Origin of the sequence: Bradyrhizobium sp. CCBAU 11430, assembly GCF_028128855.1 — a bacterium.
Classification (GTDB): domain Bacteria; phylum Pseudomonadota; class Alphaproteobacteria; order Rhizobiales; family Xanthobacteraceae; genus Bradyrhizobium; species Bradyrhizobium ottawaense.
On record NZ_LBJV01000004.1, the window covers coordinates 44060 to 70385 of the forward strand.

At 65.2% G+C, this 26326-nt stretch carries 17 protein-coding genes and 1 pseudogene; 4 read left to right on the plus strand and 14 right to left on the minus strand.

Annotated features, from left to right (window positions below; all coding sequences use genetic code 11):
• Positions 1–2: 2 nt before the first annotated feature.
• The 3 genes from XI04_RS02790 to XI04_RS02800 all read right to left on the minus strand — a co-directional run bounded on the left by XI04_RS02790 (position 3) and on the right by XI04_RS02800 (position 4572).
• On the minus strand, positions 3–1889 hold the full coding sequence (locus XI04_RS02790) for an extracellular solute-binding protein (RefSeq protein ID WP_095424711.1): 1887 nt from the start codon (positions 1887–1889) through the stop codon (positions 3–5).
• 14 nt (positions 1890–1903) lie between these two features.
• Positions 1904–3805: an extracellular solute-binding protein gene (locus XI04_RS02795; protein WP_038971333.1), complete on the minus strand. Its 1902-nt coding sequence runs from the start codon at positions 3803–3805 to the stop codon at positions 1904–1906.
• Between the two features lie 212 nt (positions 3806–4017).
• Positions 4018–4572 carry a c-type cytochrome gene (locus tag XI04_RS02800; protein ID WP_028142116.1) on the minus strand — a complete coding sequence of 185 codons (555 nt, stop codon included), beginning with the start codon at positions 4570–4572 and terminating at the stop codon, positions 4018–4020.
• Positions 4573–4805: 233 nt separating this feature from the next.
• Between XI04_RS02800 and XI04_RS02805 the strand changes: the two genes are divergently transcribed.
• Positions 4806–5546: a 3-deoxy-manno-octulosonate cytidylyltransferase gene (locus XI04_RS02805; protein WP_152102359.1), complete on the plus strand. Its 741-nt coding sequence runs from the start codon at positions 4806–4808 to the stop codon at positions 5544–5546.
• 39 nt (positions 5547–5585) lie between these two features.
• The gene (locus XI04_RS02810; RefSeq protein ID WP_271610446.1) at positions 5586–6446 is read left to right on the plus strand and encodes a prephenate dehydratase; all 861 of its coding nucleotides are present in this window, start codon (positions 5586–5588) and stop codon (positions 6444–6446) included.
• 127 nt (positions 6447–6573) lie between these two features.
• On the opposite strand, the gene XI04_RS02815 is transcribed toward XI04_RS02810, so the two are convergent.
• Positions 6574–7587 carry an LLM class flavin-dependent oxidoreductase gene (locus XI04_RS02815; RefSeq protein ID WP_271610445.1) on the minus strand — a complete coding sequence of 338 codons (1014 nt, stop codon included), beginning with the start codon at positions 7585–7587 and terminating at the stop codon, positions 6574–6576.
• A gap of 399 nt (positions 7588–7986) precedes the next feature.
• Here XI04_RS02815 and metF point away from each other — a divergent pair, with 399 nt between their 5' ends.
• Both metF and metH read left to right on the plus strand, forming a co-directional pair.
• On the plus strand, positions 7987–8907 hold the full coding sequence (metF, locus tag XI04_RS02820; RefSeq protein ID WP_028142120.1) for a methylenetetrahydrofolate reductase [NAD(P)H]: 921 nt from the start codon (positions 7987–7989) through the stop codon (positions 8905–8907).
• A gap of 6 nt (positions 8908–8913) precedes the next feature.
• Positions 8914–12765: a methionine synthase gene (metH, locus tag XI04_RS02825; protein ID WP_271610444.1), complete on the plus strand. Its 3852-nt coding sequence runs from the start codon at positions 8914–8916 to the stop codon at positions 12763–12765.
• A gap of 806 nt (positions 12766–13571) precedes the next feature.
• Here metH and XI04_RS02830 read toward each other — a convergent pair.
• The 10 genes and pseudogenes from XI04_RS02830 to XI04_RS02875 all read right to left on the minus strand — a co-directional run bounded on the left by XI04_RS02830 (position 13572) and on the right by XI04_RS02875 (position 26262).
• Positions 13572–14201, minus strand: a complete 630-nt coding sequence (locus XI04_RS02830) for a glutathione S-transferase family protein (protein ID WP_028142122.1) — start codon at positions 14199–14201, stop codon at positions 13572–13574.
• A 307-nt stretch (positions 14202–14508) separates the two neighbouring features.
• Positions 14509–15103, minus strand: a pseudogene (locus XI04_RS02835) (GNAT family N-acetyltransferase).
• A 182-nt stretch (positions 15104–15285) separates the two neighbouring features.
• Positions 15286–16791 carry a glycerol kinase GlpK gene (gene glpK, locus XI04_RS02840; RefSeq protein WP_028142123.1) on the minus strand — a complete coding sequence of 502 codons (1506 nt, stop codon included), beginning with the start codon at positions 16789–16791 and terminating at the stop codon, positions 15286–15288.
• Between the two features lie 272 nt (positions 16792–17063).
• Positions 17064–17456 carry an endonuclease domain-containing protein gene (locus XI04_RS02845; RefSeq protein WP_038971326.1) on the minus strand — a complete coding sequence of 131 codons (393 nt, stop codon included), beginning with the start codon at positions 17454–17456 and terminating at the stop codon, positions 17064–17066.
• Positions 17457–17563: 107 nt separating this feature from the next.
• Positions 17564–18337 carry an SDR family NAD(P)-dependent oxidoreductase gene (locus XI04_RS02850; protein WP_028142124.1) on the minus strand — a complete coding sequence of 258 codons (774 nt, stop codon included), beginning with the start codon at positions 18335–18337 and terminating at the stop codon, positions 17564–17566.
• A 127-nt stretch (positions 18338–18464) separates the two neighbouring features.
• Complete coding sequence (gene pimD, locus XI04_RS02855; protein ID WP_028142125.1) at positions 18465–19607, minus strand: pimeloyl-CoA dehydrogenase small subunit; 1143 nt, start codon at positions 19605–19607, stop codon at positions 18465–18467.
• Positions 19608–19737: 130 nt separating this feature from the next.
• Positions 19738–20928, minus strand: a complete 1191-nt coding sequence (gene pimC / locus XI04_RS02860) for a pimeloyl-CoA dehydrogenase large subunit (protein ID WP_028142126.1) — start codon at positions 20926–20928, stop codon at positions 19738–19740.
• 150 nt (positions 20929–21078) lie between these two features.
• Complete coding sequence (locus tag XI04_RS02865; RefSeq protein ID WP_038950078.1) at positions 21079–22266, minus strand: acetyl-CoA C-acyltransferase; 1188 nt, start codon at positions 22264–22266, stop codon at positions 21079–21081.
• Positions 22263–23945 (minus strand): dicarboxylate--CoA ligase PimA, encoded by a 1683-nt coding sequence (pimA, locus tag XI04_RS02870; RefSeq protein WP_271610443.1) that lies wholly within the window; start codon positions 23943–23945, stop codon positions 22263–22265. The genes XI04_RS02865 and pimA overlap by 4 nt, the downstream gene beginning before the upstream one ends.
• A 220-nt stretch (positions 23946–24165) precedes the next feature.
• Positions 24166–26262 carry a 3-hydroxyacyl-CoA dehydrogenase NAD-binding domain-containing protein gene (locus XI04_RS02875; protein WP_271610442.1) on the minus strand — a complete coding sequence of 699 codons (2097 nt, stop codon included), beginning with the start codon at positions 26260–26262 and terminating at the stop codon, positions 24166–24168.
• Positions 26263–26326: the final 64 nt, after the last annotated feature.

The following is a 26326-nucleotide window of genomic DNA, read 5'->3' on the forward strand; positions in this document are numbered from 1 at the left end:
GGCTATTTCGCCTGCTCGAGCTTGGCCGCCTTGGCGCGGTCGGACCACCAGATGTCGGGAGCGCCGACGCCATTGGCGTAGCGCGGCAGCTTCTGGGAATGGCTGAACTGATCCCAGTACGCGAGCCGGTGCGTCTTGTTATACCATTGCGGCACCCAATAGCGGCCGGCGCGGAACAAGCGGTCAAAGGCACGGCAGGCGACAGTCAATTCCTCGCGGCTCTCGGCTGCCATGATCTTCTCGATCATGGCGTCGATCGCCGGGCTGGCGACGCCAGCGAGATTGTACGAGCCCTTGGTTGCCGCGACTTGCGACGAGAAGAACGCCCGCATGGCATCGCCGGGCGTTGCCGACATGCTGAAGCGCTGGATCGTCATGTCGAAGTCGAAATCTTCCACGCGCGCGCGATATTGCACGGCATCGACGAGGCGGAGGCTCGCCTCGATGCCGAGCGTCCCCAAATTCTTGATATACGGCGCGTGATGCGGCTGGAGCGAGGGCTCCTCCGCCAGGAATTCAATCTTGAACACCTCTCCGCTCGGCAGCATTCGCTTGCCATCCTTGATCGGAAAGCCGGCTTCGTTGAGCAGCTGCTGCGACTTGCGCAAGAGAGCTCGGTCCTGCCCCGATCCATCGGAAACCGGAGGCGCGAAGGGCGCAGCGAACACCTCCTCGGGAACCTGACCGCGGAATGGCTCGAGCAGCTTCAGCTCTTCCGGCGAAGGAGGTCCGTTGCTCGCCATGAGATCGGAGTTCTGGAACGGCGACACCGTACGGGCATAGGCGCCGTACATGATGGTCTTGTTGGTCCACTCGAAGTCGAAAGCGTCGATCAGGGCCTCGCGTACGCGGGGATCCCTGAATTTCTCGCGCCGGGTGTTGATGAACCAGCCCTGCGCACCGGACGGCGTGTCGTCGGGCACGATCTCGAGCTTGACGCGGCCGTCCTTCACGGCCGCGAAGTCGTACCGCGTCGCCCATATGCGCGAGGTAAACTCTTCCCGGTAGAGATAGTTCTTGCCGGTAAATCCTTCGAAAGCGACGTCGCGGTCGCGATAGAACTCATAGCGCACGACATCGAAATTGTAGGTACCGCGGCAGGGCGGCAGATCGGCAGCCCACCAGTCCTTCACCCGCTCATACTCGATATAGCGATTGACCTCGAACTTGCCGACCTTGTACGGACCCGAGCCCAGCGGGATCTCCAGAGACGATTCATCGAACGGGCGAGACGCATAGTACGCCTTCGAGAAGATCGGCAGGCTGGCGGCATAGAGCGGCACGTCGCGCGCCCGCCCCTTGGCAAAGGTGACGACGAGCGTTGCATCGTCGGCCGCCTCTGCGCTGACCATGTCGCGCAGCTGCACCAGGATCAGGGGATGTCCCTTGGTCTTCAGCGTCATCAGCGAAAACGCCGCATCCTGCGCGGTGAGCTTCGTGCCGTCGTGGAATTTCGCCTCCGGACGCATCGTGAAGCGGTAGACCAGCTTGTCCGGCGATATTTGAACGGATTTGGCGGCAAGCCCGTACATCGCATCAGGCTCGTCGCTTGCGCGCACCATCAGCGGCGCGAAGGTCATGTCCATGCCTTGCGCGCCGTCCCCCTTCAGGATGAAGGCGTTGAGCGAGTTGAAGGTCTGGTAGGATTGGTTGTAGGCGCGCACCGACGGAATGAGCGAGAACGTGCCGCCCTTCGGCGCATCGACGTTGACGTAGTCGAAATGGTGGAAGTCGGCGGGATATTTGAGATCGCCGAACGCCGAGATGCCGTGAGCTTCGATCCCCGCTTCCGATGCATGCGCTCCGCGCCACGGCTGCGCGCCCAGCGACATCCCGAGGGTGCCGCCGACACCGAGGGCCAGCACGTGGCGGCGTGACATCTGCGTCATGCGGGGAATGTCCTTCACGACTTCTTTGCGATCCGCGCCGCCTTCTCTGCGTCGTACCACCAGATGAACGGGAAGCCGGATTGGCCGTATTTGGGCATTTCCGTCGGCCGGCCGAAGCGATCCCAGCGTGCCGTACGCACCTTGTTATAAGTCCATTGCGGCACGACATAATGATTCCACAGCAGCACGCGGTCGAGTGCCTTGGTGGCCGCGACGAGATCGTCGCGATCGGCGGCGTAGATCACCCGCTCGATCAGCTTGTCGATTGCGGGATTCTTGATGCCCGCAATGTTGCGCGAGCCGGCGATGTCAGCCGTCTTGGACGACCAGAACTCGCGCTGCTCATTGCCTGGCGACTGCGACTCGCCCCACGAGTTTGTGACGATGTCGAAATCCCACTCGCGCGTCCTGTTCTCGTACTGGGTCGGGTCGACCGTCCGCACGTTGACGGCAATGCCGAGCCGCTCCAGGGACGGCTTGTAGAACAGCGTGATCCGCTCGAAGCTCGGATCCGAGTTCAGCAGTTCGAGCGTGAACTGGACGCCGGTCTTGACGTCGGTCAGCTTGCGGTCGCGCACCTCGTAGCCGGCCTCCTTGAACAGGCGGAGCGCCTCGCGCAGATTATCGCGCACGGCTTCCGGATTGCCGCCGACCGGATTGGTGTAGGCCGTGGTGAAGACTTCGGGCGGCACCTGGGTGCGGACGGTCTCGAGGATCTCAAGCTCCTTGCCCTGCGGCAAGCCGGTCGCCATGAGTTCGTCGATGCCGTCGAAATAGCTGTTGATGCGCTTGTACTGGCCGTAGAAGATCTGCTTGTTCATCTCCTCGAAGTCGAACGCGTAGTTGAGCGCGCGCCGCACGCGCGGGTCGCTGAACTTGCCGCGGCGCAGGTTCGGCACGAACGCCTGCATCACGCCCGAGCTGCGATTGGCGAACTCCTCGAGGATCACGCGCTTTTCGCTCACGGCCGGGAAGTCGTAGGCGGTCGCCCAGTTCTTCGCGCTGTTCTCGGTGCGCCAATCGACCTGGTCGGCCTTGAAGGCCTCGATCGCGACGGTGGCGTCGCGGAAATATTCGTAGCGCAGCTCGTCGAAATTGTTGCGGCCGACATTGGAGGCGAGGTCGCGGCCCCAATAGTCCTTGACGCGCTCCAGCGCGATCGACCGTCCCGCAACGAAGTCCTTGACCCTGTAGGGGCCAGAACCGAGCGGGACTTCAAGCGTGGTGGCGGACACGTCGCGCTTGCGGCCCTGCGCGTCGGTCCCTTCCCACCAATGCTTCGGCAGGACTGTGAGTTGCCCGACGATCTGCGGCAGTTCGCGGTTGCCCGGCGCGTCGAATACGAATTTCACCTCGCGCTCGCCGAGCTTCTCGGCCTTCACCACATGGCTGTAATAGGCCGAGTACATCGGGTGGTGCTTCTTGAAGGAATCGAGCGAGAAGATCACGTCATCCGCGGTAACGGGCTTGCCGTCGTGCCATTTGGCCTCCGGCCGCAAACGATAGGTGACGAAGGAAAAATCGTCCGGATGGCTGACGGCCTCGGCGAGCGCGCCGTACTCGGTCGAGACTTCGTCGAGCGAGGGCGTCGTGAGGGATTCGTAGATGAATGCGACGGCGCCGGCGACCTGCCCCTTCACGCCCGACACGACGATATTGAAATTGTCGAAGGTGCCGACCGCGATCTGGCGCGCGACGCCGCCTTTGGGCGCTTCAGGATTGACGTAGTCGAAGCGCGTGAAGTCGGCGGGGTACTTGACCTTTCCGAACAGCGACAAAGCATGGCGCCAAGGAAGCTCATTCGCCGATTGCGCCTCGGCACGGCCGACGACGGAAAGGCCCGCTACGGAACCGAGGGCGGGGAGCGCTGCGGCCGCAGTGCCGGTGAGCAGGAGATCGCGTCGGGTTATGGCCAAATCAATAGTCCTGTCTTGAAGGAGGCTACTCCTTTAAGGTCCCAATATAGGCGAGGTTTCGACCGAATATGTTGCTTTTTCCTCATCTTGGAAGGCCGGGCGGCCTGTCTGATGCGGCCAAACGCCCCGATAAACTCGCCGCGAGGCCCGGATAAGCAAACGGCCAGGCTTTTCAGCCTGGCCGCATATTCCAAGATCGGGTTCTTGAGGCCTTACTTCGACGCGGTCGGCAGCGGCTGAGGATGCTCCGACAGCGAGTTCAGATAGGCAATGACGTCGGCGCGCTCGGAATCCTTGGCAATGCCGGCGAAGCCCATCGCGGTGCCCGGGATGAAGCCCTTCGGATTGGCGATGAACTTGTTGAGGTCGTCGAACGTCCAGGTACCGCCCTTGCCCTTCATGGCAGCGGAGAAGTTGAAGCCGCCGCGGCCCTCACCCCTCTTCTCGCCGACGACGCCATAGAGATTCGGACCGACGCGATTCGGGCCACCCTTCTCGAAGGTGTGGCAGGCGCCGCACTTCTTGGCGGCGGAGGCGCCCTTTTCGACGGAGGCGGTCTGGAGCAACTTTTCGATCGGCTCGGAGGCCGCGGCGGCAGCGCCGCCTTCCTTGCCGTGGCCGGCATCTTCCTTCACGGCGATCTCGAAACCCGGCTTCTCGAGCGGCTTCGGCGTGAACAGCGCATTGGCGGTGAAGCTGGTCACCAGCAGAAGGAGACAGGTGCCGAGCACAGCACCGAGAATTTTATTGAGTTCGAAAGAGTCCATTTCCGGCCAGGCCCCACACCGCAAGAAGAATCGAGCGGCCAGGCGGCCGCCAGGACGAGCCTCGGGAGAATCAAGCGTTCCCTATCGTTTCCCCGAGTTTTGCCATTGAGATATCGGTTTGCCCGGGGTCTGGCAACCCGTATAAGCGACCCGGCTTTCGGCCCGTCCCCACCCATTTCCCGGCGCGGAAAACGCCCCGTTTCTAGGCTCTTGACCCCAGACCTTTGAACCCGATGATCGATCCTCGCATCCTGGTGCTGATCCCGGCCCGCATGGCCGCCACCCGCCTGCCCGGCAAGCCACTCGCCGATATCGCGGGATTGCCGATGATCGTGCACGTGCTGCGCCGCGCCGAGGCCGCGGCAATCGGCCGGGTCGCGGTCGCGACCGATACGCCCGAGATCGCTTCGGTCGTGACGGCCCATGGCGGCGAGGCTGTGATGACCAGCCCCACACACCCCTCCGGCTCCGACCGCATCCACGAGGCCATGCAGAAGCTCGATCCGGACGGCAAGGCCGAGATCGTGGTCAATCTGCAGGGCGATTTCCCCACGATCACGATCGGCAACATCCGCGAGGTGCTGCCGCCGCTGCAGGACCCCGCCGTGGACATAGCGACACTGGCCTCGCAGATCCACACCGAGGAGGAGGACCTCGCCCCGAGCGTCGTGAAGGCGATCGGAACCTCGCTCGGCGGCAAGCGCATGCGTGCACTTTATTTCACCCGCGCCACCGCGCCGACCGGCGATGGACCGCGTTACCACCATATCGGCCTCTATGCCTATCGCCGCGCCGCGCTGGAGCGTTACGTTTCGCTGCCGCCCTCGCCGCTGGAATTGCAGGAGAAGCTCGAACAGCTCCGGGCGCTCGAGGCCGGAATGCGCATCGACTTCACCATCGTCGACACCGTCCCCCGCGGGGTCGACACGCCGGCGGACCTGGAAACCGCCCGCAGCATCCTTTCCAAATCCTGAGCCGCTGTTACAAGGCCGACCCAGGAGCACTTTTAAGACATGAGCAAGATGAAGATCGCATTCCAGGGCGAGCCCGGGGCCAATTCCCACATCGCCATCGTCGAGGCCTATCCCGACGCCGAGCCGATGCCCTGCGCCACCTTCGAGGACGCGCTGTCGGCGATCTCCTCCGGCGAGGCCGATCTCGGCATGATCCCGATCGAGAATTCGGTCGCGGGCCGTGTTGCCGATATCCATCACCTCTTGCCGGCCTCCGGCCTTTTCATCATCGGCGAATGGTTCTTGCCGGTCCGGCATCAGCTGATGGCGGTGAAGGGCACCAAGCTCGACGACATCAAGAGCGTCGAGAGCCATGTGCATGCGCTCGGCCAATGCCGGCGCATCATCCGCAAGCTCGGCGTCAAGCCGATCGTGCATGCCGACACCGCCGGCAGCGCTCGCGACATCTCCGAGCGCAAGGACAAGACGGTGGCCGCGATCGCCTCCCGCCTCGCCGCCAAGATCTACGGCCTCGACATCCTCGCGCAGGACATCGAGGACGAGGCGCACAACACCACCCGCTTCGTGGTGCTGGCGCGCGAGCCGAAATGGGCCGCCCAAGGCTCCGGCCCGCTGGTCACGACTTTTGTGTTCCGGGTGCGCAATTTGCCGGCCGCGCTCTACAAGGCGCTCGGCGGCTTTGCCACCAACGGCGTCAACATGACCAAGCTCGAAAGCTACATGGTCGACGGCAATTTCTTCGCCACGCAGTTTTATGCCGACGTCGACGGCCACCCCGAGGACAAGGGCCTCGCCTTCGCGATCGAGGAGCTGAAATTCTTCTCGCGCGAATTCCGCATCGTCGGCGTGTATCCCGGCCACCCCTTCCGCGCCACGTTCAGCGAGACCCAGCAGGATTAGTCGCGTGTCCCGGACGCGCGAAGCGCGAGCCGGGACCCAGGGGCCAAGATACCCGGAGGCGCGATGGGCCCCGGCTCTGCAGCGCATCGCTGAAGGAGCGCTGCGCTGCGTCCGGGGCACGATATTCTTACGCGGTCGCTTTAAGCCCGAACGCCTCGGCGAGCAGCGAATACGACTTCTTCCGCGCCTCGTGATCGTACACCGCTGTGATCGCCATCAGCTCGTCCGGCTTGCTCGCGTCGATCAGCGGCTGCAGTTTCTTCCGCACCGTCGCGGGGCTGCCGACGAACAGGCGGGAACGGTTGCGGAGGATCGAGGTGCGCTCGGAGTCGGAGTAAGGGTAGGCCTGGGCCTCCTCGACGCTCGGCAGCGGCAGATATTGACCGCGGTCGCGGCGCAGCCGGTTGAGGTCGAACGAGCTGGCAAGCCGTTCGGCCTCCTCATCGGTATCAGCGGTGATGACGGCGACCGCGAGGATCGCTTGCGGGCTCGCACGCCAGGCCGAGGGCTGGAAGCGGTTGCGGTAATGCACCATCGCGTCGACCGCGTCGTGGGACGCGAAATGATGCGCGAAGGCGAAGCCCATGCCGACCTGTGCCGCCAACTCCGAGGAATAATCGCTGGAGCCGAGCAGCCAGATCGGCGGCAGTCTGGTGTCGTCGGGCATGGCGACGACGTTATGGTAGGGGTGCCCTGCGGGGAATTCACGGGTCTCCCACAGAATCAGCTCGTGCAGCCGCTCCAGGAAATCATCGCCCTCGCGGCGGTCGAGCCGGCTCCGGAGCGCATAGGCGGTGGCGCCGTCGGTGCCGGGCGCGCGGCCAAGGCCGAGGTCGATGCGGCCGGGAAACAGCGCCTCCAGCATCTTGAAGCGCTCGGCGACCACCAGCGGCGCATGATTGGGCAGCATCACCCCGCCGGAGCCGACGCGGATATGATTCGTCACCGCCGCGATCTGGCCGATCATGACGTCTGGCGCGGGACTCGCGACCGAGGCGAGGTTGTGATGCTCGGCGAGCCAGTAGCGGACATAGCCGAGCCCATCGACATGGCGCGCCAGGTCGATGCTGTTGCGCAGCGCCGCGGCGGGCCTGGTGCCTGTGGTAACGACGGAGAGGTCGAGGACTGAGAGCGGGATCATGGCGCGCTAACCTAGTGGAGGGCCGCGCGGCGACAATGGGGCGGCTGCGCAGATCTGACGTGTGCAGACCGCGAGCCCGCGCAGTCGACCGAAGCGAGGCGGTGGGCCAAGAGCAGTCCAAACAACAATTCTTTCATATTGCCCACCTACCGTGCCCGCCCCGGTCGGTCCTCAGTTTTCTGCCAAATAATTGAAATAGCTAGATTATTGTAGAATTCACCGACATCCCACTCAAATTGATAGACGCTCAATAATTCATCTATTGTTGCCAGAAGTGGGCCATTTCCCATCCATGATGGGCTGTCGATCGGACCGCCTTTGCCCTATCTTGGGCTCTCCCAAGCAAGACCTGACCGTCGGCCGCCAGGATCTGGCGACACATCTGGAGCGAGTGGTGCCATGACCGATCTGACGATTCCTGCCCGAGCCGACGGGCAAGACGGGCACCTGAAGCGGCCTGCGATCTCCTTCGAGTTCTTTCCACCCAAGACGGAAGATATGGAGCGCAATCTCTGGGAGACCATCAACCGGCTCGCTCCGCTCGACCCGAAATTCGTCTCGGTGACCTACGGCGCCGGCGGCTCGACCCGCGAGCGCACCCATTCGACCATTGCCCGCATCCTGAAGGAGACCGCGCTGCTGCCGGCGGCGCACCTGACCTGCGTCGGTGCCTCGCGCGGCGAGATCGACGAGATCGTCGACCGCTATCACGAGGTCGGCGTCCGCCATATCGTGGGCCTGCGCGGCGATCCCGCCGGCGGCATCGGCACGCCCTATGCCAGCCATCCCGACGGCTATCAGAGCTCGGCCGAGCTCGTCGCGGGGATCAAGAAGCGGCATGCCGACATCGAAGTGTCCGTGTCCGCCTATCCCGAGAAGCACCCCGAAGCGCGCGACTTCGATGATGATATCGACACGCTGCAGGCCAAGGTCGATGCCGGCGCGACGCGCGCGATCACCCAGGTGTTCTTCGACAACGACCTCTACTTCCGCTATCTCGACCGCGTGCGGGCGCGCGGCATCGACATCCCGATCGTGCCGGGCATCATGCCCATGCACAATTTCAAGCAGGCCCGCAATTTCGTGACGCGCGCCGGCACCACCGTGCCGGACTGGTTCGCCGCGAAATTCGAAGGCCTCGACGAGGACGCCGAGACCCGCAAGCTGGTGGCCGCAACCGTCGCGGCCGGCCAGGTGCAGAAGCTCGCCAAGCACGGCGTCGACACTTTCCATTTCTACACCATGAACCGCGCCGATCTCGTGTTCGCGATCAGCCATCTGCTCGGCATTCGCGCCAAGAGCGCCCAGAAAGCGGCCTGAGACAACATGACCGTACCTGTTTCCGCGAAACGTACTGCCCTGCTGAACGCCGCGCGCGAGCGCATTCTCGTGCTCGACGGCGCCATGGGCACGATGATCCAGAACCTGCAGTTCGACGAGGCTGCCTTCCGCGGCGAGCGCTTCAAGGACTTTCATCGCGACCTGCGCGGCAACAACGATCTGTTGATTCTGACCCAGCCGCAGGCAATCGAGGACATCCACGCGGCGTATTTGCGCGCCGGCGCCGACATCGTCGCGACCAACACCTTCTCCACGACGTCGATCGCGCAGGCCGATTACGACCTCACCGACATCGTCTACGAGATGGCGCGCGAAGGCGCCCGCCTCGCCGGCAATGCCGCGCGGCGCGTCGAGGCCGAGGACGGCAAGCCGCGCTTCGTCGCGGGCGCCATCGGCCCGACCAACCGCACCGCCTCGATCTCCCCCGACGTCTCCAATCCCGGCTACCGCGCCGTCACCTTCGACGATCTGCGCAAGTCCTATGGCGAGCAGATCAACGGCATGCTCGACGGCGGCGTCGACCTCTTGCTGGTCGAGACCATCTTCGACACGCTGAACGCCAAGGCGGCGCTCTATGCGATCGCCGAGATCACCGAAGCGCGCGGCATCGACATGCCCGTGATGGTGTCGGGCACCATCACCGACAAATCCGGCCGCCTGCTCTCGGGCCAGATGCCGGAGGCGTTCTGGAATTCGGTGCGACACGCAAAACCCGTCACGATCGGCTTCAACTGCGCGCTCGGCGCCGAAGATCTGCGCGCCCATATCGCCGATATCGGCCGCGTCGCCGACACGCTGGTCTGCGCTTACCCGAACGCCGGCCTGCCCAACGAATTCGGGCAGTATGACGAGACGCCGGAATACATGGCGCACCTCGTCGGCGAGTTCGCTGCGTCCGGCCTCGTCAACATCGTCGGCGGCTGCTGCGGCACCACGCCGGAGCATATCGCCGCGATCGCCGCTAGCGTCGCCCCGCACAAGCCGCGCATCGTGCCGGAGATCGAACCGCGCCTGCGGCTCTCCGGCCTCGAGCCCTTCATCCTGACCGACGCGATCCCGTTCGTGAACGTCGGCGAGCGCACCAACGTCACCGGCTCGGCCCGTTTCCGCAAGCTGATCACGGCCGGCGACTACACGGCGGCGCTGCAGGTCGCGCGCGACCAGGTCGAGAACGGCGCGCAGATCATCGACGTCAACATGGACGAAGGCCTGCTCGACTCTGAAGCCGCGATGGTGACGTTCCTCAATCTCGTCGCCGCCGAGCCCGACATCGCCCGCGTCCCCGTGATGGTGGACTCCTCCAAGTTCTCGGTGATCGAAGCCGGCCTGAAATGCGTGCAGGGCAAGCCGGTCGTCAACTCGATCTCGATGAAGGAAGGCGAGGAGAAGTTCATCTTTGAGGCCAAGATCGCCCGCCGTCATGGTGCGGCTGTGGTCGTGATGGCGTTCGACGAGGTCGGCCAGGCCGACACGTTCGCGCGCAAGACCGAGATCTGCAAGCGCGCCTACGACATCCTGGTGAACAAGGTCGGCTTCCCGCCCGAGGACATCATCTTCGATCCGAACATCTTCGCGATCGCGACCGGCATCGAGGAGCACAACAATTACGGCGCCGACTTCATCGAGGCGACGCGCTGGATCCGGCAGAACCTGCCGGGCGCGCACATCTCGGGCGGCGTCTCCAACCTCTCGTTCTCGTTCCGCGGCAACGAGCCGGTGCGCGAGGCCATGCACTCGGTGTTCCTGTATCACGCCATCAAGGCGGGCATGGACATGGGCATCGTCAATGCCGGGCAGATGATCGTCTATGACGACATCGATGCCGAGTTGCGCCAAACTTGCGAGGACGTCGTGCTCAACCGCGACCCGGGCGCGTCCGAGCGTCTCTTGGCCCTCGCCGAGAAATTCCGCGGCAACAAGACCCAGACCAAGGAAGCCGATCTGGCCTGGCGCGAATGGCCGGTGGCGAAGCGGCTGTCGCATTCGCTGGTGCATGGGATCACCGAGTTCATCGAAGTGGACACCGAGGAAGCCCGCAAGGCGTCGTCGCGGCCGCTCGACGTGATCGAGGGCCCGCTGATGGCCGGCATGAACGTGGTCGGCGACCTCTTCGGCGACGGCAAGATGTTCCTGCCGCAGGTGGTGAAGTCCGCGCGCGTGATGAAGCAGGCGGTGGCCTGGCTGATGCCGTTCATGGAAGAAGAGAAGGCGCGCAATCTCGCCAACGGCATCGGCACCGAGGGCTCCTCGTCCGCCGGCAAGATCGTGCTCGCGACCGTCAAGGGCGACGTCCACGACATCGGCAAGAACATCGTCGGCATCGTGCTCCAGTGCAACAATTTCGAGGTCATCGACCTCGGCGTGATGGTGCCGGCCGCCAAGATCGTCGAGACTGTGAAGGCGGAGAAGGCCGACATCGTGGGTCTCTCCGGCCTGATCACGCCCTCGCTCGACGAGATGGCGTTCTTCGCCGGCGAATTGCAGCGCGAGGGCCTCAAGCTGCCGCTCCTGATCGGCGGCGCCACCACCAGCCGCGTGCACACCGCCGTCAAGATCGACCCGAGCTATCGGGCCGGCCCCGTCGTGCATGTCAACGATGCCAGCCGCGCCGTCGGCGTCGCCTCCTCGCTGCTCTCGCCCGAGAAGCGCGAAGCCTATGCCGCCGAGGTGCGCGCCGAATACGCCAAGATCTCGGACGCGCATCTGCGCGCGCAGGCCGACAAGAAGCGCCTGAAGCTCGCGGCAGCGCGCGCCAACCGCGTGCCGGTCGACTTTGCCAAAAGCAAGCCGGTGAAGCCGACTTTCCTCGGCATCCGCAGCTTTGACGACTACGATCTCGCCGAACTGGTCGACTGCATCGACTGGACCCCGTTCTTCCAGACCTGGGAGCTCGCGGGGCGCTTCCCCGCCATCCTCGACGATGCCAAGGTCGGCGAGGTCGCGCGCTCGCTCTATGACGACGCGCGAAAAATGCTCGACACTATCGTCAAGGAAAAGTGGTTCCGGGCGCGCGCGACGATCGGCTTCTGGCCGGCGAACGCGGACGGCGACGATATCGCTGTTTACGCCGACGAGAGCCGGACCAAGAAGATCGCGACGCTGCACACGCTGCGCCAGCAGCTCGAGAAGCGCGAAGGTCGGTTTAATGCCGCGCTCGCCGACTTCGTCGCGCCCGCGGGCGTGCCCGACTATGTCGGTGGCTTCGTCGTCACGGCCGGCATCGGCGAGGATGCGGTCGCCGACCGCTTCAAGATGGCGAATGACGACTACTCCTCGATCCTGTGCAAGGCGCTGGCCGACCGTCTCGCCGAGGCCTTCGCCGAGCGCATGCATTCCCGCGTGCGCCGCGAATTCTGGGCCTACGCGCCGGACGAGACGCTCTCCAACGACGAGCTGATCCTCGAGAAGTATCAGGGCATCCGCCCCGCGCCCGGCTATCCCGCGCAGCCCGACCACACCGAGAAGGCGACGCTGTTCGAGCTGCTCGATGCGGAAGCAACCTGCGGGGTGAAGCTGACCGAGAGCTTTGCGATGTGGCCGGGCTCCTCTGTGTCCGGGCTCTATTTCGCCAGCCCCGAGAGCTATTATTTCGGCGTCGGCAAGATCGAGCGCGACCAGGTCGAGGACTATGCCGCACGCAAGGGCATGAGCGTCGCGGAAACCGAGCGCTGGCTCGCGCCGGTGCTGAACTACATCCCGTCGCGAGAGGACAGCGACAAGGGCTTTGCGGCAACGGCGGCGAATGACGAGACGTCGAAGGATCTCGCCTCGCATCCGCCGGGCTGCACCTGCGCGGTGCACCTGGTCTGGCAGAAGAAGCGCGCTGGCGCGGGTTAGGCGCGCGCTCTCTCCCCTTCCTGGCGAAGGCCTCCGTGTCCCGGACGGCGCTGCATCGCGCAAGCGATGTGGCACGCCACGCGGCAAGATGGGCCCCGGCTCTGCAGCGCACCACCCCGGACGATGCTGCGCATCGCCGGGCCGCTGCGCTGCGTCCGGGGCACGAGTCCTTTGTTCAATAGACACACCTTTGCATCCTCGCGGCGTTTCCGCCCGAGCTTTGCGCTTCGCGTCACGCCCTAATGGAAAGGGCGCAGGGAAGGCCGGGCGCCGGCTGGCACCCACGGTCCGTCGTGCGATGAGATGCACACGCAATGCACAACGGATCAACAGGTGAAGCCGAAACGTCCGGCCTTCCCTGCGCGATGGTCTGACGGCGTATGGCGCGCTCTCCCCGGAGACGAGTTCCTGCTTGCCTCTGTCACCTCGCGGATTGGCGATGCGCTTCGCCCGGTCGGGCTTGGCGCACCTCCGCAAGGCTTGGCTGTAGCAACGACAGCCAGGACCACGCGATTTGGCCGTACGCATCAGCGTCGCTCGTCCGCACGAAGCCTGGATCTCACGGGGTTCATCCCGCCCTGCTCCCGCCTCTCGTGCACGACGCTGCCGCGTCCACCGCTCCCCGATCCGCGGCTCGTGACGACGTACGACCGCCCCTTTCGCCGGATCAGGGTGGGCGACACATACGCCGAAACCGAATTTCGGTAAAGTGGAATATTTCGATCGACGCTGATTGACCCAGCGCTGGCGTGTTTTGCCCGTCAGGCAACCCACGATCTGGTAGCTTGGGGCCGAGCACCGGGGCCTCACCCCTTCGGCGGGGCCAGTGGCTGCACGATCTCCTGGAACGGCGCCAATGCCTCGCAGCGCTCGCCATGTGCCGCGAGCGCCGGATAGCGCGACGCCTCGAACAGCTGCGGATGCGCCTCGCGGGTGAAGCGGACGACGCAGGCAACCGCAACGTCGGCATGGCCGATCCGACCGCCCAGCCAGTACGGCGTCGTCACCTTGGCGCGCTCGGCCTCGAGCACGGCGAGCACGTCCGCAATCTGCGCCTGGCAGCGCGCGACCCACAACGCGAGCTGCTCCTTCCGCAGCACGCGCTCGTAGAGCAGGCTCACCGCCTTGTCACCGAGACCGGAAGCGAGCGCGCAGATGCGCAAATGCTTGCGCCGATCAGTGCCGCTGCGCGGCAGCATCGCCTTGTCCTCGCCGACGAGCTCGTCGAGATAGTCCAGGATCACCGTGCTCTCGATCAGCCCCTCACCGTCGTCGAGCACCAGCGTCGGCACGCGGCGCAGCGGATTGTACGGCGCGATCTTGTCGGCGTCGCCGAAGGTCGACCACGGCCTGTGCTCGAAAGGAAGGCCGTAAAGCCGCAGCGCGATCGCGACGCGGCGGACGAAGGGGGAATCATATTGGCCGATCAGGAACATGGTTCTCGCTCTTCCAGCGGTTGGACGTGGCAGGGCCGTCCAGTTCACCGCCAATGCACGCTGCCTGCAACAACTATCTTGGAACCGGAGCATTGCGCGTGACGCAACAACGAGAGATCAATAGACAACGTACCAGCCGGAGCTCCTCTCATGAATCTGCGATCTCTCCTCTCGCTCGTCCTGCTCGCAAGAGCGCGCACCTCAGGATGACGGCGGAGCGTGTAGCAGCGGACGATCTTGGCCAACATGTGCTAGAGGGAGATGCGGCGACGGACCAGCCGCTCATCTGAGCTACATTGCTCACGCGCTACCCGATAACAGGCACATGCTTCGCCGCGTCGCGCGGCGCGGTGCCGTCGAGGCGCGGATCGTCGGCGATCTCGATCTGGCGGCGGAACGGGCGGAAGCCGGAGCGCTGGTAGAAGGCGACGGCGGATGGGTGATCGAGCGTGCAGGTGTGGACCCAGAGGCGGCGGACGTCGCGCGACCAAAGCGAGGTCCAGCGCGCGGTTCATCAGGAAGCTGGCCGCTCCCGTGCCGATCAGAGGCGCGGTGACGCCGAAATAGGCCAGCTCGCACTGACCGGCCTCGCGAAAATCCAGCTCCAGCAGGCCTTCATCGCGGCCGTCCACGGCGAGTGCATACACCTCGACGCCCGCTGCGTGGATGATCGCGGCGAGCTCTGTGTCGTTCATCCGCACCCGGGAGAACCACAGCCATTCCTCGCCGACGCGGCGGTGGAGATCGCGGTACCAGTCGAGCGCGGGCGCATCGACCTTGCGCAGGACCCACACACCGGGAGGATCGTCACGGCGTGCGGGAGGCGCGGTCATCTCAAGGTGGGTGACGACGGCGGCGATCTTGCCGGTGGGGACGTCGGAATAGCCGTCGGGGAGGATCATTGCGGCTTCCTGTGGAGCCGAGTGCGAGCTACATATCCGATGTCGTCCCGGCGAAGGCCGGGACCCATAACCACGAATGTGGATTACTTTGCGAGGCTGGAACGACGGGTCCCGTTCACAACATCTGCTGCGGAGTATGGGTCCCGGCCTTCGCCGGGACGACTCGGAGAAAGAGAGGCGTACTACCCCTCCCCCTCGTCGCTCGCCAGCACGCCCTTCACCGCGCGCGCCCACCCCGCGAGCTTTCGCTCGCGCGTGGCCTGGCTCATGTTCGGCTTGAAGCGGTGCTCCAATCGCCAATTGTCGGCGAACTTTGTGGGCTCGGGATAGACGCCGGCCTGGAGGCCGGCGAGGTAGGCGGCGCCGAGGGCCGTGGTCTCCTGGATCACGGGGCGGTCGACCGGCGCGTCCAGCAAATCCGCGAGGCGCTGCATGGTCCAGTCCGATGCGGTCATGCCGCCGTCGACGCGGAGCACGACGCTGGCGGTTTCCGAGCTTGGCCAGTCGGCGCGCATCGCGGCCCAGAGGTCAAAGGTCTGGTAGCAGACGCTTTCAAGTGCGGCGTGGGCGAGTTCGGCGGGGCCGGTGTTGCGGGTGAGGCCGAACAGCGCGCCGCGGACGCGCGGATTCCAATAGGGCGCGCCCATGCCGACGAAGGCGGGGACGAGATAGACGCTCTGCATGGAGTCCGACTGATCGGCAAGCGGGCCGGTCTCGGCGGCGTGCTTGATGATGCCGAGGCCGTCGCGCAGCCATTGCACCGCACTGCCTGCGACGAAGATCGAGCCTTCGAGCGCGTAAGTGCGCTTGCCATCGAGTTGGTAGGCGACAGTGGTGAGCAGCTTGTTCTTCGACACCACAGGCGTGGTGCCGGTGTTGAGCAAGGCAAAACAGCCGGTGCCGTAGGTCGACTTCATCATGCCGGGACGGAAGCAGGCCTGGCCGATGGTCGCCGCCTGCTGATCGCCGGCGATGCCGGAGATGGCGATCGCGCCACCGAACAGATCCGGCGTGCTCTCGCCGAAGCGGGCCGAGGAGTCCTTCACCTCGGGCAGCATCGAGCGCGGCACGCCGATGATTTCCAGCAGCTCGTCGTCCCACTGTCCGGTGTGGATGTTGAACAGCAGCGTGCGCGAGGCGTTGGTGGCGTCGGTGGCATGCACCTTGCCGCCGGTGAGGCGCCAGAGCAGATAGCAGTCGACGGTGCCGAACATCAATTCGCCGCGCGCGGCGCGGGCGCGGGCACCGGGGACGTGGTCGAGGATCCAGGCCACCTTTGTGCCGGAGAAATAGGGGTCGATGATCAGGCCGGTCTTCTGCGAGATCACGGGCTCGCGGCCGTCGGCCTTGAGCTTGGCGCAGATGTCGGCGGTGCGGCGGTCCTGCCAGACGATGGCGCGGTGCACGGCCTGCCCCGTGGCGCGGTCCCACACCACGGTGGTCTCGCGCTGGTTGGTGATGCCGATCGCCGCGATGTCCTTCGCGGCGATGCCGGCCTGCTCGATCGCCTCGCGGCAGACCATCACCGTCGAGGTCCAGATGTCCTCGGGCTCGTGCTCGACCCAGCCCGAGGCCGGGAAATGCTGCGGAAACTCCTGCTGCGCCTTCGCCGCGATGGAAATATCGCCGCGAAACACGATCGCGCGCGAGGAGGTGGTGCCCTGGTCGATGGCGAGGACGAAAGACATGGCGGCTTACCCTTGGCGTTTTCCCTGAGGGGGTCATTGTGTCGCGGCAAAGAAACGGGATTGCCGGTCCGAGGTCAAGGCGGGTCTCCTCTTACCCTCCCCTGGAGGGGGAGGGTCGGCTCACATTGAGCGCAGCGAAATGCGAGACGGGGTGGGGTGACGGTCTCTCCTCATCGAACACTGCCCGAGCGGAGAGATCACCCCACCCCGCTCGCGCTACGCGCGATCGACCCTCCCCCTCCAGGGGAGGGTAAGAGAAGAGACGCGCACCGCTACGTGCGACGGTGCTTCAAAGGTGTGATTTCAGCTTCACGCGATCCGTACAACTCGACATAGATGCGTTCGAGTACGGCGGTCAGGTCGCTCCCGATCTCAGAATTCCAGAAGCGGATGACGCGGTAGCCTTCGTTCTCGAGCCAGCGTTGGCGCTCGAGGTCGCGGGCAGCCGTATCGTCTTCGTTGTGATGCCCGCCATCGAGCTCGATGATGAGCCGCTTGGCCGGACAGAAGAAGTCAACGACGTAGGGGCCGATCGGCGCTTGTCGGCGGAAGTGCGATCCGTCCATCGGGAGGCCTTTGAGCGCACGCCATAGTATCCGCTCGTGCGGCGTCGCGTTCGCCCTAAGCCTCTTCGCGGCGGCGCGTCGGATTGATGTTGAGACCATTCTTGTGGCTTCACCCCACCCCGCTCGCGCTTAGCGCGAGCGACCCTCCCCCTCCAGGGGAGGGTGAAGTGAAGCGCCACTTCACTACAATTACAAGTCGCTAGAGTCTACACCGCCGCCGTGGTCACGCCGCCGTCGATGACGATGGTCTGTCCGGTCATGAAGCTCGACGCATCCGAGGCGAGATAGGCGACCGCGCCGGCGATTTCGTCGGGTTCGCCGATGCGGCGCAGCGGCGTGGTGGCGGTGCGGCGCTTCAGCACGGCTTCGTCTTCCCACAGCGCGCGGGCGAAATCGGTCTTGACGAGGCCGGGCGCGATGCAGTTGACGCGGACGCCTTTCGGGCCCCACTCGCCGGCGAGCGAGCGGCACAGCGCGAAGTCGGCCGCTTTCGAGATACCGTAGGCGCCGATCACGGTGGAGCCGCGCAGGCCGCCGATCGAGGAGATGATGACGACGGAGCCGCTGCCGCGTTCCGCCATTTGCGGGATCGCGAGCGCGGAGAGCCAGATGTTGCTCTTGACGTTGCTCCCCATGATCTTGTCGAAGGCCTCGTCGGTGATGTCGAGCAGCGGGCCGTAATAGGGATTCACCGCGGCGTTGCAGACGAGGATGTCGATCTTGCCGTAATGCTTCGTGGCGCCCGCGATCAGCGCCTCGACCTCGGCCTTGCGCGCGATGTTACAGGGGATGACGGTGGCGTCACCGCCGGCCGCCTTGATGCCGTCGACGACCTCCTGGCAGGCGTCGGCCTTGCGCGAGGACACCACGACCTTGGCGCCGAGCTTGGCGAGGAGTTCCGCGGAGGAGCGGCCGATGCCGCGGCTGGAGCCGGTGACGACCGCGACCTTGCCGGTGAGATCGAACGGGGTGTTCTTCATTGTCGGCTCCTTCTTCCTGGTCATTCCGGGGCGCGCATAGCGCGAACCCGGAATCCATTTCACCGCGCGTATTGCCGCCCGATGGATCCCGGGTTCGCGCTACGCGCGCCCCGGGATGACAGCGAGGCTAGATCAACCCGCCACCATCAGCGACGCGGCGCTGGTGGTAGTCGGTGTCACCAAAACTGTTCTCGATCATGGTGAGGCGCTTGAAGTAGTGGCCGATCTTCGCCTCCATGGTCATGCCGATGCCGCCGTGCAGCTGGATCGCCTGCTGTCCGACGAATTTCAGCGATTTGCCGATCTGCACCTTGGCCGCGGCGATGGCGTTGGAGCGCTCCTTGGCGTTCTCGAAATCGCTCGCCATGGTCGCGAACATCGACATCGATCTCGCCTGCTCGGCCGCCACGAACATGTCGGATGCCCGGTGCTGCAGCGACTGGAACGAGCCGATCGCGACGCCGAACTGCTTTCGCGTCTTGATATACTCGACGGTGGTCTTGAGCGACTCGTCCATCAGGCCGACCGCCTCGGCGCAGAGCGCGACGCGGGCTTCGTCGACGACACGCTCGATCAGCGCCAGCGAATCCTCGGGATTGCCGAGCACGGCATCGAGGCCGATCTCGACACCGGTGAGGGTGATGTCGGCGGCGTGCAGGCCGTCCTGGGTCGGGTAGGACTTCCTGGTCACGCCCTTGGCATTTGCCGGCACCAGGAACACGCCGATGCCGGTCTTGTCGCGACGCTCGCCCTTGGTGCGGGCGGTGACAACGAGCGTGTCGGCGTTCTCGCCGTTGAGCACGACGAACTTCTCGCCGTCGATGACCCAGCCGTCGCCTTTCTTTTTCGCCGTCGTGGTGACGTCGAACAGATCGTAGCGCGAGTTCTTCTCGAGCTGGGCAAACGCCAGCGTCTTGCTGCCGTCGATGATGCCGGGCACGTGCGCGGCCTTCTGCGCGTCGGTGCCGGCATGGCGCAGGAAGCCACCGCCGATCACGACCGTTGCCAGATACGGCTCGAGCACCAGCGCCTTGCCGAGCGCTTCCATCACGATCATGGTCTCGACGCCGCCGCCGCCGAAGCCGCCATCGGCCTCGCTGAAGGGCAGGCCGAGCAGGCCCTGCTCGGCGAGCTTGAGCCAGACCGCTTTGCTCCAGCCGCCCTTCTCCTTCATGTACTTCTTGCGGCTCTCGAAATCGTAGGAATCGGTCAGCAGGCCGTCGATGCTGTCCTTGAGAAGCCGCTGCTCCTCGTTCAGATCAAAATCCATGTCTTTGGTTCCTCGTACCCGGAATTTTTGCTTCGTCATCCCGGGGCGCGCGTCGCGCGAGCCCGGGATCCATACTCCCGATCGTGGTTATGGATTCCGGGCTCGCGCTGCGCGCGCCCCGGAATGACGCCTAGAGCCCCAGCACCGCCTTGGCGATGATGTTGCGCTGGATCTCATTGGAGCCGCCGTAGATCGAGACCTTGCGGTTGTTGAAGTAGCTCGGCGCGATCTGGGCGGTCCAGTCCATGGCTTCGTTCGAGCCGTCGTCGCCGTGCACGTCGTAGGGCGCGGCGAACGGTCCGATCACTTCCATCAAGAGCTCGGTGGTGGTCTGCTGGATCTCGGAGCCCTTGATCTTCAGCACCGAGGAGGCCGGATTGGGCTTGCCCTTGCCGTGCTTGCCTTCATCCGCCACGACGCGCAGCTGGGTGAGCTCGAGCGCCTTCAGCTCGATCTCGCAGGCGGCGAGCTTCTCGCGGAAAGCGGCGTCCTGGATGATCGGCTTGCCGCCGGATTCCACCTTGCCGGCGAGATCGCGGATGCGGCGCAGCCGCTCCTTGGAGACGCCGACACGGGCGATGCCGGTGCGCTCATTGCCGAGCAGGAATTTTGCGTAGTCCCAGCCCTTGTTCTCCTCGCCGATCAGATTCTCGTAGGGCACCTCGACGTCGTCGAAGAACACTTCGTTGACCTCGACGCCGCCGTCGATGGTCTGGATCGGGCGCACCGTGACGCCTTTCGACTTCATCGAGAACACGATGAAGGAGATGCCCATCTGCTTCTTGGCGCCGGGATCGGTGCGGCACAGGCAGAAGATCATGTCGGCGTGCTGGGCCAGCGTGGTCCAGGTCTTCTGGCCGTTGATGATCCACTTGTCGCCCTTACGCTCGGCCTTGGTCTTGAGCGAGGCGAGGTCGGAGCCGGAGCCGGGCTCGGAGAAGCCCTGGCACCACCAGTCATCGACGTTGGCGATGCGCGGCAGGTACTGCTTCTTCTGCTCCTCGTTCCCGAAGGTGTAGATGACAGGGCCGACCATGCTGACGCCGAACGCGAGCGGCTGCGGCGCCGGATAGGACTGCAGCTCCTCGTTGAAGATGTAGTGCTGCACGCTGGTCCAGCCGGTGCCGCCATATTGCTTGGGCCAATGGCTGACGCCCCAGCCCTTCTTGTTGAGGATGCGCCACCAATTCACCATCTCGTCCTTGCTGAGGTGACGGCCCTCGACCATCTTGCGCCGCGTATCCGGCGGCACGTTGTCGCGGAAGAACTGCCGCACTTCCTCGCGAAACGCCTGCTCTTCTTTCGTGAATGCGAGATCCATCGGATCCTCCTGTGAACAGTTTTGTTCTTACCAAATCCGCCGTCATTCCGGGATGCGCCGTAAGGCGCAGGCCCGGAATCCATATCCCCGATTGGTGGTTATGGATTCCGGGCTCGCCGCTTTGCGGCGCCCCGGAATGACAGAAACGTCTTACTGCAGCACCTCGAACAGCCCTGCCGCGCCCATGCCGCCGCCGACGCACATGGTGACCACCGCGTACTTGGCCTTGCGGCGGCGGCCTTCGATCAAAGCGTGGCCGGTGAGGCGCGCGCCGGACATGCCGTAGGGATGGCCGACCGCGATCGCACCGCCGTCGACGTTGATCTTCTCGGGGTCGATGCCGAGCTTGTCGCGGCAATACAGCACCTGCACCGCGAAGGCTTCGTTCAGCTCCCAGAGACCGATGTCGTCGACGGTGAGGCCGTGGCGCTTGAGCAGGCGCGGCACGGCGAAGACCGGGCCGATGCCCATCTCGTCCGGCTCGCAGCCGGCCGAGACGAAGCCGCGGAAGATGCCGAGCGGCTTGAGACCGCGCTTGGAGGCTTCCTTGTCGCTCATGATGACGGAGGCGCTCGCGCCGTCCGAGAGCTGGCTGGCATTGCCGGCGGTGATCGAAAAGCCATCGCCGCGCACGGGCTTGAGGCCGGCGAGGCCTTCGATCGTGGTCTCGGGGCGCGGGCCTTCGTCCTGCGACAGCGTGACGTCCTTCATCGACACGGCGCCGGTGGCCTTGTCGGTGACCGCCATCTGCGTCGTGATCGGCGCGATCTCCTCCTTGAACTTGCCGCCCTGCTGGGCGGCCGCAGTGCGGCGCTGGCTCTCCAGCGAATATTCGTCCTGCTTCTCGCGCGAGATGCCGTAGCGCTTGGCGACGACTTCCGCCGTGTCGATCATGGGCATGTAGACCTCGCCCTTGATCTTGAGCAGCGCAGGGTCCTGGGCGTGGAAGCCGTTCATCTTGTCGTTCTGCACGAGACTGATCGACTCGCCACCGCCGCCGACCGCGATCTCGACGCCGTCAAAAATCACCGAGCGCGCGGCGAGCGCGATCGCCTGCAGGCCCGAGGCGCATTGCCGGTCGATCGTGGTGCCGGCGACGGTGACGGGAAGGCCGGCGCGCAGCAGCGCCTTGCGCGCGATGTTGCCGCCAGTCGAACCCTGCTGCAGCGCCGCGCCCATCACGACGTCCTCGATCTCCTTCGGATCGACCTTGGCGCGCGCGACGGCTTCGCCGATGGCGTGGCCGAGCAGGGTTGCGCCCTCGGTGGCGTTGAGCGCGCCGCGATAGGCCTTGCCGATCGGGGTGCGGGCGGTGGAAACGATGACGGCGTCGGTCAAGAACGAGCTCCTGATGCGGTTTTAGTGGATTGTGACGGTTTCTGCTGCTGGCGCAATTCGTGGCGCGACAATTTTCCGACAGGCGTGCGCGGCAGATCGTCGACGAATTCGACCTCGGCCGGCAATTCGTGCTTGCCGAGCTTGCCGGCGAGCTGCGCGCGCAGCTCGTCGAGCGAGAACGGCTTTGCCTCCGGCTTCAGCTTGATGAAGGCCTTGGCGGCCTCGCCGCGGTACTGGTCGGGAATGCCGAGCACGATCACCTCGTGCACGCCAGCAATGGTGTAGATCGCCTGCTCGATCATCTGCGGATAGACGTTGAAGCCGCCGGAGATGATCATGTCCTTCTTGCGGTCGACCAGGAAGAAATAGCCGTCGCTGTCGACATAGCCGATGTCGCCGGTGAGGAAGCGGCCGTCGACGAAGGCGTCCGTGGATCCCTCCGGCTTGTTCCAGTACCCCTTGGTGACGTTCGGGCCCTTGATGCGGATCTCTCCGACTTCGCCCGGCGCAAGCACGCGCTTGGGATCGTCGAGCGCGACCACGTCGAGCTCGATGCCCGGCAGCATCAGGCCGATCGAGCCGGGCTTCTCCGGCCCCGTTGGCGGATGGCCGGTGCCGGGCGAGCAGGTCTCGGTCATGCCCCAGCCGCTGCGCAGCTTCTTGCCGACCTTGCGCTCGAAGAAATTCGCGATCTCCACCGGCAGCGGCGCGCCGCCGGAGCCGATGGTGGCGAGCGAGGAGAAGTCGCGCTTGTCGAGATCCGGCAGCGCGGCGATCGCGATCCACATCGTCGGCACGCCCGGAAAATAGGTCGCGCGCTTGACCTCGATGTCGCGCATCACGGCTTCGACGTCGAAACGCTGATGCAGCGAGATCAGATTGCCGCGGCTGAGCGACGACAGCAGCACCACGGTCAGCGCGTAGATGTGGAACAGCGGCAGCACGCAGATCACGCGCTCGATCGTCTCGCCCCGCGCGGCGCGCGATGGCTTGCCCCAGACGTCGTAGATCGACACCGCCGAGGTGAGATTGCCGTGGGTCAGCATCGCGCCCTTGGGCAGGCCGGTGGTGCCGCCGGTATATTGCAGCAGGGCGACGTCGTCGGCAATGACGACGGGCCACGCCGCCGGCGCGGTCGCGCCCTCGGTGAAGGCCTTGAAGGTGACGATGCGGGGATCATCCGGGATCGCCGCCTGCGGCGTGCCGACCTTGCCCCAGTGATCGTCCTCGCAGACGACGAGGCGGTCGATCAGCCCCTTTTCAAGGAACTTCAGCGCGGTCGGCAGCAGGGCGGCGAGGTTGGAGGTGACGAGCAGGCGCGAGCCGGAATCGGAGATCTTGTGGGTCAGCGCGATCTCGCCGTCGAGCGGGGAGAGATGCGCGAGGCGGGCGCCTGCCTTCAGCGCGCCGAAGAAATTGACGGGATGATCCGGCGAGTTGCCGAGGAACAGCGCGACGGACGTACCCTTGCCGCAGCCGGCACGCAGGAACGCCGCCGCCGCACGCTCGGCCTGAGCTGCGAGCTCGGTGTAGGTGATCGGGCGATCGCGGAATTCCAGCGCGGTGCGCGTGCCGTATTCGGCGACGGCCTTCGACAAGAGGTCAGGCAGCGAGCCCTGGACGATGGTGTCGTCCCACCGCACGCCCTCGGGATAAAACTGTTCGCCGGGATGGGTCATTGGCGATCGATACTCTGCAAAACGGTAATCGCCGGGTCGTGTGAGGTGGACACCGGCGGACGGGCTCCCTTCCCCCTTGTGGGGAAGGGTTGGGGAAGGGGGTAGCCACGAACACTGACCTCGCCCGGGGCCACCCCCCTCCCTGCCCCTCCCCCACAAGGGGGGAGGGAACGGAGAGAGCTTTGCCCGGAGCGCGACATTGCAGCAGCTACCAAACCGATCAAGCCGCCTTCGACGCCGCCGCCAGCGAGGCGAACGTCTTCCCTTCGGCCGCGAGCTTCTTCAGCAGCGGCGCGGGCTCGAGGCTGGGGTCGTTGGTCTCCTTGGCGTAGAAGGCGAGGCGATCGGCGATGTGCTTGAGGCCGACGCTGTCGGCCCAGAACATCGGGCCGCCGCGGTAGATCGGCCAGCCATAGCCATAGAGCCAGACCACGTCGATGTCGGAAGGACGCGCCGCGATGCCCTCTTCGAGGATCTTCGCGCCCTCGTTGATCATCGGATACATCATGCGCTCGAGGATCTCGTCGTCGCTGACGACGCGCTTCTTGCGGCCGAGACGGGCAAGCGTCTCGTCGATCAGCTTCTCGACCTCCGGATCGGGCAGCGCCGAGCGGCTGCCGGCTTCGTACTTGTAGTAGCCCTTGCCGGTCTTCTGGCCGAAGCGGCCGGCTTCGCACAGCGCGTCCGCGATCTCCGACTTGATGCCGCGGTCCTTGCGCGAGCGCCAGCCGATGTCGAGGCCGGCGAGGTCGCCCATCGCGAACGGCCCCATCGGCATGCCGAACTTGGTGACGACAGCGTCGACCTGCTGCGGCAGCGCGCCTTCGAACAAGAGCTTCTCCGACTGCTTGCCGCGCTGGGCCAGCATGCGGTTGCCTACAAAGCCGTCGCAGACGCCGACCACGGCCGGCACTTTCGCGATCTTGCGCGCAATGTTCACCGCGGTGACCAGCGCGTCCGGCGCGGTCTTGTCGGCGCGGACGATCTCGCACAGCTTCATCACGTTGGCCGGCGAGAAGAAGTGCATGCCGAGCACGTCCTGCGGACGCTTGGTCGACTTCGCGATCTCGTCGATGTTGAGATACGAGGTGTTGGAGGCGAGCACGGCGCCGGGCTTGACGTACTGGTCGAGCTTGCCGAACACTTCCTTTTTCACCGCCATGGTCTCGAACACCGCTTCGATGACGAGGTCGGCATCGCCGACATTCTCGATGCCGACGACGCCGTTGATCAGCGCCATGCGCTTGGCGGGCGCATCGGCCGGGATGCCGCCGCGCGCGGCGGTCGCTTCCCAGTTCTTCTGCATGATGCCCATGCCGCGCTTGAGCTGCTCCTCGCCGGTCTCGATCAGGGTGACGGGAACGCCGGCATTGGCAAAGGACATCGCGATGCCGCCGCCCATGGTGCCGGCGCCGAGGATGGCGACCCGGTTCACGGGACGCGACTTGGTGCCGTCAGGAACGCCCGCAATCTTGGCAGCCTCGCGCTCGGCGAAGAACGCATAACGCTGCGCCTTCGACTGATCGCTGGCGACGAGCTTCAGAAAACCCTCGCGCTCCTTCTTCAGGCCTTCGTCGAAAGGTAGGTCAATGGCGTAGCCCACGGCGTCGGCGGCAGCGAACGGCGCCTCCAGGCCGCGCGATTTCTTGGTCATGGCGGCGACTGCATTGGTGAAGATCGAGCGGTCGGCCTTGGCCGCCGCGATCTTGGAATCGTCGTCGCGCAGGCGCCGCAGCGGACGCTTCTCGGCCAGCAGCTTGCGCACGAAGGCCTCGCCGCCCGATGCCGGTCCCTCGATGATTTCCTCGATCAGGCCGTTCTGGAGCGCTTCCGCAGCACCGATGGGATCACCGCCGACGATCATCTTGACAGCGAGTTCGGGACCGACCGCGCGCGGCAGGCGCTGGGTGCCGCCGGCGCCCGGCAGCAGTCCGAGCTTCACCTCGGGCAGGCCGAGCCTGGCCTCTTTCACCGCGACGCGGAAATGGCAGGCGAGCGCGACCTCGAGGCCGCCGCCGAGCGCGGTGCCGTGGATCGCGGCAACCACGGGCTTGGGCGAATTCTCGATCTCGGACAGCACGTCGTTGAGGGCCGGCGCCTTCGGCGGCTTGCCGAATTCGGTGATGTCGGCGCCGGCGATGAAGGTGCGGCCGGCACAGGTCAGCACGATGCCCTTGATGGCGGGATCGGCAATTGCGGCCTTGATGCACTCGAGGATGCCGCCGCGGACCGCGGCACTCAGAGCATTGACCGGAGGGCTGTCGACCGTGACGATCCCGACCTCGTCATGACGCTCAAGCTTGACCACTTCGCTCACGGTGTTCCCTCCTTGGTGGGGATTTACTTTTGTTCGATTTCGCGGTGCGGAATTTAATTCCGCA

Bases quoted from the DNA above. Each gene is read 5' to 3' on its own strand.
- XI04_RS02790 (WP_095424711.1), bottom strand. From the start codon at position 1,889: ATGACGCAGATGTCACGCCGCCACGTGCTGGCCCTCGGTGTCGGCGGC.
- XI04_RS02800 (WP_028142116.1), bottom strand. From the start codon at position 4,572: ATGGACTCTTTCGAACTCAATAAAATTCTCGGTGCTGTGCTCGGCACC.
- XI04_RS02805 (WP_152102359.1), top strand. From the start codon at position 4,806: ATGATCGATCCTCGCATCCTGGTGCTGATCCCGGCCCGCATGGCCGCC.
- XI04_RS02810 (WP_271610446.1), top strand. From the start codon at position 5,586: ATGAGCAAGATGAAGATCGCATTCCAGGGCGAGCCCGGGGCCAATTCC.
- XI04_RS02815 (WP_271610445.1), bottom strand. From the start codon at position 7,587: ATGATCCCGCTCTCAGTCCTCGACCTCTCCGTCGTTACCACAGGCACC.
- metF (WP_028142120.1), top strand. From the start codon at position 7,987: ATGACCGATCTGACGATTCCTGCCCGAGCCGACGGGCAAGACGGGCAC.
- metH (WP_271610444.1), top strand. From the start codon at position 8,914: ATGACCGTACCTGTTTCCGCGAAACGTACTGCCCTGCTGAACGCCGCG.
- XI04_RS02830 (WP_028142122.1), bottom strand. From the start codon at position 14,201: ATGTTCCTGATCGGCCAATATGATTCCCCCTTCGTCCGCCGCGTCGCG.
- glpK (WP_028142123.1), bottom strand. From the start codon at position 16,791: ATGTCTTTCGTCCTCGCCATCGACCAGGGCACCACCTCCTCGCGCGCG.
- XI04_RS02845 (WP_038971326.1), bottom strand. From the start codon at position 17,456: ATGGTCTCAACATCAATCCGACGCGCCGCCGCGAAGAGGCTTAGGGCG.
- XI04_RS02850 (WP_028142124.1), bottom strand. From the start codon at position 18,337: ATGAAGAACACCCCGTTCGATCTCACCGGCAAGGTCGCGGTCGTCACC.
- pimD (WP_028142125.1), bottom strand. From the start codon at position 19,607: ATGGATTTTGATCTGAACGAGGAGCAGCGGCTTCTCAAGGACAGCATC.
- pimC (WP_028142126.1), bottom strand. From the start codon at position 20,928: ATGGATCTCGCATTCACGAAAGAAGAGCAGGCGTTTCGCGAGGAAGTG.
- pimA (WP_271610443.1), bottom strand. From the start codon at position 23,945: ATGACCCATCCCGGCGAACAGTTTTATCCCGAGGGCGTGCGGTGGGAC.